The organism is Myxococcus xanthus, assembly GCF_013116825.1.
GTDB classification, from domain to species: domain Bacteria; phylum Myxococcota; class Myxococcia; order Myxococcales; family Myxococcaceae; genus Myxococcus; species Myxococcus xanthus_B.
On record NZ_JABFNS010000004.1, the window covers coordinates 135,055 to 144,103 of the forward strand.

A 9,049-nucleotide genomic window follows, 5' to 3' on the forward strand; every position below is an offset into this window, starting at 1 on the left:
TCCTTTGCAGTTCTTCCATCAGCAGGATGAAGCACCTGAAGGCGGCACGTCCACTTAGAATCCTAACGAAACCCCATGGCCAAGACTCCCGAACCGCGCAGATTCAACCAGACCAGTCGTATCACGGCGCGCCTGCGTGACTTGGTGCGCAGCTATCCGAAAGGACTCGGGCTCGTGAAGGAGTTTCTCCAAAACGCCGACGACGCCAGTGCTTCCTATCTGCACGTGACCTATGACCGCAGGCAGCACCCAGGCCATTTGGATAAGCCTGAGCAGGAGGTTGTGCTTGGCCCAGCGTTGTTGTTCACCAATGACAGCGTCTTCACCCCGCGTGATCTGGAGAACATCCAGCACATCGATGATGGCGGCAAGCTGCACGAGGCGCGGAGCACCGGGCGCTTCGGTCAGGGATTCAATTCCAGCTATAGCGTTTCTGATCATCCGACGCTGCTCACTGACGACTGGGTGGTGTGGTTTGACCCGCACGGGCGTGCTCACGGGCGTGATCGCAACGCATGGGCTTGGTCCCTCACGGAGGCCACGGAGGCATGGCCTGATTGGGTCGAGACCTTCAGGCCCGCCGGAGTGCTCCCTGGCGCCATGCGATTCAACGGCACGGTCTTTCGCCTTCCTCTTCGACGTAAAGAGGACGCTGGCCATAGCGAGATCATGCCGGAGGCGTTCACGGAAGGTGACTTCGAGGATATCTTGGAGGAAGTGCAGAAGGCGGGGCCGACGCTGCTGATATTCCTTCGCTCGGTCCAGTCGCTACGGGTTGACGAGATCGCACCGGATGGAACTCGTCGGATCCGCTACGAACTCCTGACTGCCAATGCCACTGACGTGGATGCCGCGCGGAGACCGCTCCGAGAGGCCGTGCGTGGCGACCCTAAGGAACTATTAGAGCAGTGGCTGGCTTCCGCGAAATCACTTCCCGTTGCCTCCTTCATTCATGCGTTCCACGTATTCGACGATGGAAAGCGAACCGATTGCTCCTGGGGCGTGGTTACCGGCCTGTTCCGTGGACCTGACAACGACCTTCTGAGAAGCGCCCAGGGTATCTGCGCCCATGGTGAGAAGGCCCTGCCCTGGGCAGGCGCAGGTGCTTCCCTGGACGCAGGGAAGAAGACAGGCGGGCTGGCCTGCTTCCTTCCGCTTCCTGAGCCCACACGCTGGCCGGTCATGCTGCACGGCTGGTTCGACGTGGATTCAGCGCGTCGAGGTATCACCCGACAAGCCGGAACGGGGGAAATCTCACGGCTTCGCACCCAGTGGAACCAGGCGCTTCTGCGGCACGGCGTTGGTCCGGTCTGGGGGGCCCTAGTGGCCATGCTCACTCGCGACGATGGCGCGATGGCCGACCCATATAGACTGTGGCCTCGACCCTCAGAATGCAGGGACGAGCACGACAGTGCGCTGGTCGAGGGCTTCTATTCGGAAATTGGAGCGCTTCGGGTGTTCCCGTGCGTGGGGCCAGACGGAGTGGTGTGGCGCTCATTGGATGGCATGGGAGAGCGGTTCTGGACCCTGAATGACGTTTGGCACCATGCACTCCGTGCTCCGCTGCTGGCTAACGAGAACACGCTCGTTGAGCCGCCGCTCCCAGCGTTCGCGGTGGACGCTCTCAAAGGACGCGCCAGGGTACTTTCTTCCGAACACGTTCGAAATGCCCTCCAACGCCTGAACACCTCTGGTGACATTCATTGCGAACTGAGCGCAGCTCCTCACCCGGCCTTGCGCCGACCGGAGTGGGTTGCAGCGCTCGCGCGCTTTTGCGCCCAGGACGGCTTGGACAAGCTTACGGAGCTTCCGCTGGCCCTGCTTGCTGATGGGATGCTGCACACATTTTCTCGGTGTGGCCCACTCTATCTTGTTACCGACGCGGAGCGCTCGCTACTCAAGGGCATCACCCATCGACTGCTTGACCCCACGTTTCAGGCGGGGGTGGAGCTTACTAGCCCTGTCCCGGCGCTGAGTCTGAGGCAGACAGGTCTCGCGGGAATGGTAGAAATTCTGCGGGAGAGCCTTACCACCCTCTTCAGTGACGAAGTGTGGTGGATTCGGCTGTTCGAGCACTTGGAGCAACTGCCATTATCCGAGGTACGGGAAAACAAGAAGGCGCTTCAGACGCTCGCCTTGGTTCCCGATCAAGCTGGGCGGCTGCACCCAATAGGCTCCATCGAAACGCCGCTGCTCATGGATGAAATTCCACATTCGTTGCGTCAAGCACTTTTTCAGCTTGGCGTGCCCATAGTGTCCGGCTCGGAGGAGCTCATCGCCTCAATCCAGCGCTTCGCGGATAGGCATAAGGGTTTCGTCTGGTCCGTGACTCCAGGAACCATCATTGACCAGTTGGCGGAGCACGCCAGGACGCCAAGGCTTCATCAGGATGCCTTCTTTGATCGGGCCGTATTGGATCCTCTCCTTGATTTCTTGAGCTCTCCCGGCTGGCTGCGTGAGAACGATGCGCGCGCGGATGCACTGCGCGGGCTGCCCATCCTCCCCACGTCGGATGGTGCCATCGTGTCCGCTGCTGAGACACAGGACTTGTATGTGCCCGGCGGCTTCGAGCCTCCCCATGGGCTCGATGTACGCCACAGGCTCTTAACTCCCGGTCCGCAGGGGCGCTGGCTTTCCCTGTTCAAGGCGCTGCGTGTCCCCGAACAAGATGGGCATTCCTTCGTGGTGAGGGGACTCCTGCCTGCTTTCCGTGGTGCCTCTAACCAAGCCCGGATGGACATGCTGCGCTGGCTGCGAGACCATCTTCGGGCGATTGGAGAGACCCTCGTTTCGGAGAAAAGGAGCAGCCTTGTTGCGGAGTTGATCAATGCGGAGCTCCTCCCTCTGTCGGGAGCTGGCTTTGGGGCGCCAGCTTACATGTACCGGCCAGATGTTGAGGAAGTCCGAAGGGTGCTCGGCAATGTTGCGAAGATTCCAGACATGGAGCGTCTCGGTGACGACCCGAAGTCTTGGAATGGGCTCTTCGCGGACCTCCGGCTGCATTCGATACCACGAGAGAGCCATTTGCTGGATGCTCTTCAATTGTGTGTTGAAGAAGCCGACGTTAATGGTGTCGAGGCCGTCCGTGAGCGACTGGACACGTTGCGAGGGTACATTGCCCGTCATTGGGATAGTCTTAGTGAGCCCAAGAAGAGCGGCTCTCAGAGGTTTGTGGACTCACTGGCCGGCATGGCTTGGCTGCCTGCCTCGAGGCCCTCGCGGGAGGAGGTTGCGGCTGCTGTTCTCTGGCAGGACCGCCTGTACAAGGCCAGTGAACTAGCGGCGCCCAAACTCCTCCATCTGGTCGCTTCCGTGTTTCCTGTGCTCGATGGTGAGGCGCTCCCATATGAGATGGCCAAGGCACTCGGCTTGCGGACGCAAGTTCCATTCGCCGAGATGGTCCGGCACTTCGAGATGGTTAAGGCCATCAACCAGAGCGCAGCTGGGGAAAAGGTTCGAACGGCGTGTCGGACAGCCTTTGTCGAGTTCGTGCTGCGAGTTGCGGAGTTGTCAGACACGGAGGTCGCGGCCGGGGCTGGCGTGCTGGCGTCATTGCGAGCGGCCGCGTGCATATGGCTGCGCGGCGGCTGGTGGCGCCCCCGACGCGTGTTCCTGGAGTCGCTTCCGTTCGCTTCGGATTGGTGCGTTTCAATCCTAGAAGACCAGGAATTGGCAAGGCTGCCGCTGATTACTAAGGGACTCACCCGGCTCGGAGTGCGTGCACGGCCTGAGTCGTTGGACTGGGTGGAAATGTTGGGTGAGCTGCGTGAGCGTATCGGCGAACGTGCTCTCTCCGACGACGAGGTTGCTCGGGTTCAAGCCGCTTTGCAGCAATTGCGCGTTCAGGATCGGGAGTGGCTCCAGTCGCAGCCGATCAGCATTCCCACCATTGAACGCAGACTCATGCTGGCCCGTGAAACCCTCCTTCCGGATGATCCACGTGTGAAGCGCATGACCCCTCTTTGCCACTTGCCATTGGTGGAAGAGGTCGAGGTGTCGCTGGACATTGCTGAAAAAGCAGGCTCCTGCTCACTTCGCAGTGCGCTTGTCGATGAACTCGCAGAGGAGCCAATCCCCTCTACCGATGCAGAGCTGATCGTATGGGGCACACAGCTTACTCAGAGGGTGCGTTCCTCTGAGTTCCATGCTGCCCTGCGCAGGCTGGCGTGGCATGAGGCAACGGAGCGGGGTGGCGATTCAAGGGCGGCGGCGAACGACGAGCGGCTGATGTTGGCGAGACGGCTCACCCTCCGTATTGCACGCGACCTGCGGGTGAAGTGCCGGCTTCACGGCACCGGCGAGAGCGTCTTTGAGCAGCAGGCTAGCAGCTTCTGGGACCACGACGCGGCGCTCCTCTGGCTCCGCAAGGCTGGGAAGCGGAAGATGGGCGACGAGTTGGCCCGGACGCTTGCAACGGAGTGCGGCCTAGAAGCACTCAGAGTGAGTCGACTCTTGGAGGAGGAGCCGTCGCAGATGGCTGGCATGCTCGACGAAGATGGAATTGCCGTCATTCCCGTTGGAGCACCAAGCGCGGCGATCCCGGCGTGGCTTGCACCCGACCCTCTCATTGATTTCCAGGAGGCAACGGACACTTTACGAGGCGAAGAGTATCTTGAGGATGAGGTTCTGAAGGTTGCCGAAGCTTCAGCGAGTGAGGGGTTCGACAATGCGAGGTCGCTCCCTCGCCGTCCAAATTCGGGCATGGGTGGCGGTCGAGCAGGTCCGCAATCGTACTTGGGGACGTGGGGTGGGGATGCTCCTCCCAGAGCGGATACTTTCTCGACCGATGGTGTCCCAGACGCTCCGACTCGTCCCGGGTTTGGGAGCAGCCATCCCTGGTCTCCCAATGCGTCTCGCCCCGCGCAAGGTCGATCCCACCGCCTCCGCAGCTACGTTCATCGCGATGAGCAGAATGATTACGATACCCGATCTTTCGACTCCGAGAGGGTTCAGCTCATCGAACGCTTGGCGATGCAGCGAGTAATCGAATGGGAAAGGGCCCAGGGGCGTACCGCAGCCGAGGTCGTGGATAATCTCCAGGGCTATGACCTCCATTCCTCCGGCGAACGGGATTCGCGGTTCATTGAGGTCAAGGGGATCGATGGGCCCTGGACCGCTCGCGGGGTTGAGGTGACTCGTTCGGAGTTCCGGAAGGCCGTTGAAGCGGGAGAAGCTTGGTGGTTGTACGTAGTGGAGCACGTTGGAGATCCGGCACAAACCAGGGTCCATGTCCTTTCTAATCCCTTCCTTAAAGCCATAGAGTACCGCTTCGACCATGGATGGCACATGGCCGCTGCGGCCCACGAGTCGCAGCCGGAGGGGCCGATGGATGGGGAAAAGGTGGTGCTATCAGGGGGGGCGGAGGCAACGGTTTTGGAGGTCGAGGCTCATGGACAGCTATGGAAAGTGACTCTCGTGTTTCCCGATGGGCATGAGGAGGTACGTCCCTGGGATCCCGCCTGGAGGCAAGGCTGACATGGCGCAGATGTTCCCCTCGTTGACCGATTTGGAACTCAAGGAACTGGCGAAGAAGTCGTCGGCGGAGATCGACGTATACCGAGCCTTCCGCGATCAGACGCCAGCGGAGTGGTTAGTGCTCCATGGACTTAGCTTGATCTCCCGTACACCAGGCGCTCCGCCGAGAGACGCGGAGGCAGACTTCGTCGTCTTCGAGCCTAAACGGGGCTTCGTGGTAGTCGAGGTCAAGGGTGGCGGTGTGTCCAGGGATGCGCGGGGACGATGGTCATCTACAGGCAGGAATGGGACTTACAAAATCAAGGACCCCGTCCAGCAGGCGAAAGCCAATAAGCACCAAGTTCTGGATAGCCTCAAGAGTGCAAAGACATGGGGGCCCTCAGGCGCCCCAATGCTGCTGATGGGGCACGCGGCGCTCTTCCCCGATACGTTCACCACGAGTTCCTTCGTTGCACCGGATCGGCCCCAGGAGATCCTTGGTGCTGGTTCGGACGTGAAGCGCCTTCAAGCATGGGTAGACGGCGTCTTCCGCTACTGGGCGACGAACAACGCATCCTGGAAGCCACTTGGGCAGCTCGGAATGGGCGTGGTCCGAGCGGTCTTTTGTTCCCAGGTGACTGTCCAGGCGTCGCTATCGTTGGCCATCGAGCGGGAGCAGCGGCGCCAAGTCGAATTAACGCAACGTCAGGCGCTAACGCTCCAGAATCTGCGCTACCGCAGACGCGCAGCTATCGCCGGGGCCGCGGGTACGGGTAAGACGCTCATTGCGCTTCAGCACGCCCGGGCGATTGCTGCTCAGGGGCGGAGGACGTTGCTTGTCTGCTACTCCCGCGCATTGGCGGACTTCTTGGGTCGCGAGGCGGGCGGCGTCGCCAATCTGGAGGTCATGGATTTCCACCAGCTCTGCGATAGGCGTGTGAAGCACGTGAAGCGGACCAAAGGGATCGACCTGTTGGCGATGGCCAAGGAAAAACTCCCGATGGGTGATGAATACAACGTTCAACTGCCCTATGCGCTTGCTCTTTCTACGGAGCATGATCCGCAAAGGTATCAAGCGATTCTGGTAGACGAAGGTCAGGACTTCGGCGACGAGTACTGGCTCCCCGTGGAACTGCTGCTTGCAAGCCAAGAGGACACTCAGCTCTACGTCTTTTACGACCCTAATCAAGCCATCTACAAGCTTGCGAAGGATCTATCCAATCTTGGTCTTGGTCCGCCACTGCTTCTCACGGAGAACTGCCGTAATACCCGCCCCGTTCATGAAGCGGCCTATCGCTATTACCAAGGCGACGACGTGGCGCCACCCGAGGTGGAGGGGGAGCCCATTACCCAACTCTCCGCCGACGGGCTGAAGGCCCAAGCGAAGTGCATCCAGACTATCGTGAGCAATCTGCTTCAACAGGGGGGGCTGAAGCCTGACGAAATCGTCGTATTGGTGGCCGGTGAGCGCAAAGATGGTCACTTCCGCGCGCTGCATGATTGCGGTGATCCTGGTGGGGCATGCTGGAGCTTCGAAGTCCTCTGGCGGCCTGGATGCGTGCTGGTGGACACGGCGCGCCGCTTTAAGGGCTTAGAGGCTACTGCGGTGATCCTATGGTGCGCCGAGGAGGTGGACGCCACCATTGAGAGAGAACTGCTGTACGTGGCATTTACACGCGCTCGGAACCGTCTATGGGTTGTCGGCACCGCTGCGAGGATAGCGAAGGTTCTGCGAGGGGGGTGACGGGTATCGCGAGAAGGCTCTCTCGGAAATGCCATCTGCTACCAGAGCCTACAGTCCATTCGAACCCGAGTATAGCCGTGCAGCTCTTTCATGATTTGCCATCCGACGGTGGAGGGCGATAGTCAATTGCACGACGCCCTTCGCCTTGGTCACTCCAGTGTGAGGCGTGCCATTACACGGGATTCCGGCCGCTTTCACCGGGTTCTGCTGCCGCGCCGTGAACCTCAAAGAGTGAGAGAAAGTTCGGCTGCCGCTCCCGTAGTGCGTTGTAACTCTGCCGATGAAGGCAAAGCACGAACGTGTTGCGCGCGCGGGATGCGGCCACGTAGGCGATACGCTGCTCCTCGGCTGAAGCCCCTTGAGACCACCACTCCGTCGACGGGCAGCCGCGACCACCTCTCCCGGGCTTGGGCACGTACAATGTGACGCAATCGAATTCTGCACCTTTGACTTGGTGCACAGTGCTCGTGGTCAGCATCGAATGTGCCCTCGCTCCTGGTCCGTCTAGTGGGGGTCTCGGGTCCATGTCGAGCTCTTCCCGCTGGAACCTGGCGCTCAGCGCCCTCGCGTTTGGGGCCACTCCGAGTCTTGAGGCCGTGCAGGATAGCATCTCCCGCATCCGCCGCTTCCAAGCCCCCCAGGTTTCATTGGGGCTCTCCACGCGGTGGGCGGCCCAGGCGACCTGCCCGATGGCAAGGCTCCAGAACCTCCTGCTAATGCCTGCTTCTTGGAGTTCTGCTGCCGAGGGCAGCGGTTTCCCGTCCAAGATAAGGTCACCAAGGACTAGCTCGATAAGCCGAGCTGCGTCAGCAGTCGCCCCGCCAGCAAGGAGCCGGGCTGCAAGGTTCAGCCGGCGTACCGTGTTCAAGCGGCCGCGGTAGTCCTCTCTGCGCAAGCTGGACGTGAGCTGCTGAACCGTAGTGGTCGCGCGACCGAGTAGTGCGTGGGACGACGCCTCCGGGGCCATCGCCTGGACCTGCGCGAGGAGCAGCTCGGTGGATACAGCACTGGCTTGCGCGTGCTCGTGAACCAGGATGATGGCTCGGCCGTTCGTCTCGCCGCGTGCCGCAATAGCCCGCCCCGACGCGGAGAGCGCTGACGCGACAGTCGCGATGCGCTCTGCACATCGGTGGGTACGCGACAGCGAGTACCTCTTGGCTCCCGGTAGGCTCAGGGCCTCGTCGAAGAGCGCTGGGCTCGCACCCCGGAATTCGTAGATGGACTGGTCGGGATCACCGACCAAGAGACCGCGCACATTCGGGTTTGCAAGCTGGGCTAGCAACGCTCGGCCGAGAAACCATCCTGTGTCCTGCAACTCATCCACAAGAATGACGGGGAATCGCCGGCCGACGATGCGCGCGATGTTACTCCCATGGACCGGGTGCCGCAGGAGAGCTGATGCCAAGTAGTGATTGTCCGAGTGGGTGATGCGCCCGGTCTTTTCCCACTCCCGGCGCTTCTCCTGAAGCAATCTCGAGTGCAGGCGTGTTTCAACGGGCTGGGAGCGGCCATGGCGGTCCACATAGGTGAAGGTCGGGGCGTCCTCGCTTCCACCTGCGAGGGTGAGCGCGAGGATGCTTGGCCGGAATCCCGCGCGTCCGCCCCCGACCACGTCGACTTCTCTAGCGTTCGCCTCCAGGTCGAAAGGGGCCGGAATGAGCCTCACGCCTCTAGCTGAGGCGCCGAGAAGGTGCGCGAAGGGCCGAACCACGAATCGAAGGAAGCGGTGAGCGTCAAGGTAGTTGTCGCGTGAGAGAGTTCAACCGATGCGCTTCAACTCCTGCACGGCCAGGGTGGGGTTCGGGGAGGGGTTGAGGCGCACTGGGCCTGCCGGTGTCCAGTCTCGCGTGT

3 protein-coding genes are annotated in these 9,049 nt (G+C 61.1%); 2 read left to right on the forward strand and 1 reads right to left on the reverse strand.

Going from position 1 to position 9,049, the window contains the following annotated elements; translation table 11 throughout:
* Window positions 1-75 precede the first annotated feature (75 nt).
* Both HNV26_RS02430 and HNV26_RS02435 read left to right on the forward strand, forming a co-directional pair.
* Window positions 76-5,475, forward strand: a complete 5,400-nt coding sequence (locus tag HNV26_RS02430) for a protein NO VEIN domain-containing protein (protein WP_171442901.1) — start codon at window positions 76-78, stop codon at window positions 5,473-5,475.
* A 1-nt stretch (window position 5,476) separates the two neighbouring features.
* Window positions 5,477-7,198, forward strand: a complete 1,722-nt coding sequence (locus tag HNV26_RS02435) for an ATP-binding domain-containing protein (protein WP_171442902.1) — start codon at window positions 5,477-5,479, stop codon at window positions 7,196-7,198.
* Between the two features lie 172 nt (window positions 7,199-7,370).
* On the opposite strand, the gene HNV26_RS02440 is transcribed toward HNV26_RS02435, so the two are convergent.
* Complete coding sequence (locus HNV26_RS02440) at window positions 7,371-8,864, reverse strand: UvrD-helicase domain-containing protein (protein ID WP_171442903.1); 1,494 nt, start codon at window positions 8,862-8,864, stop codon at window positions 7,371-7,373.
* Window positions 8,865-9,049: the final 185 nt, after the last annotated feature.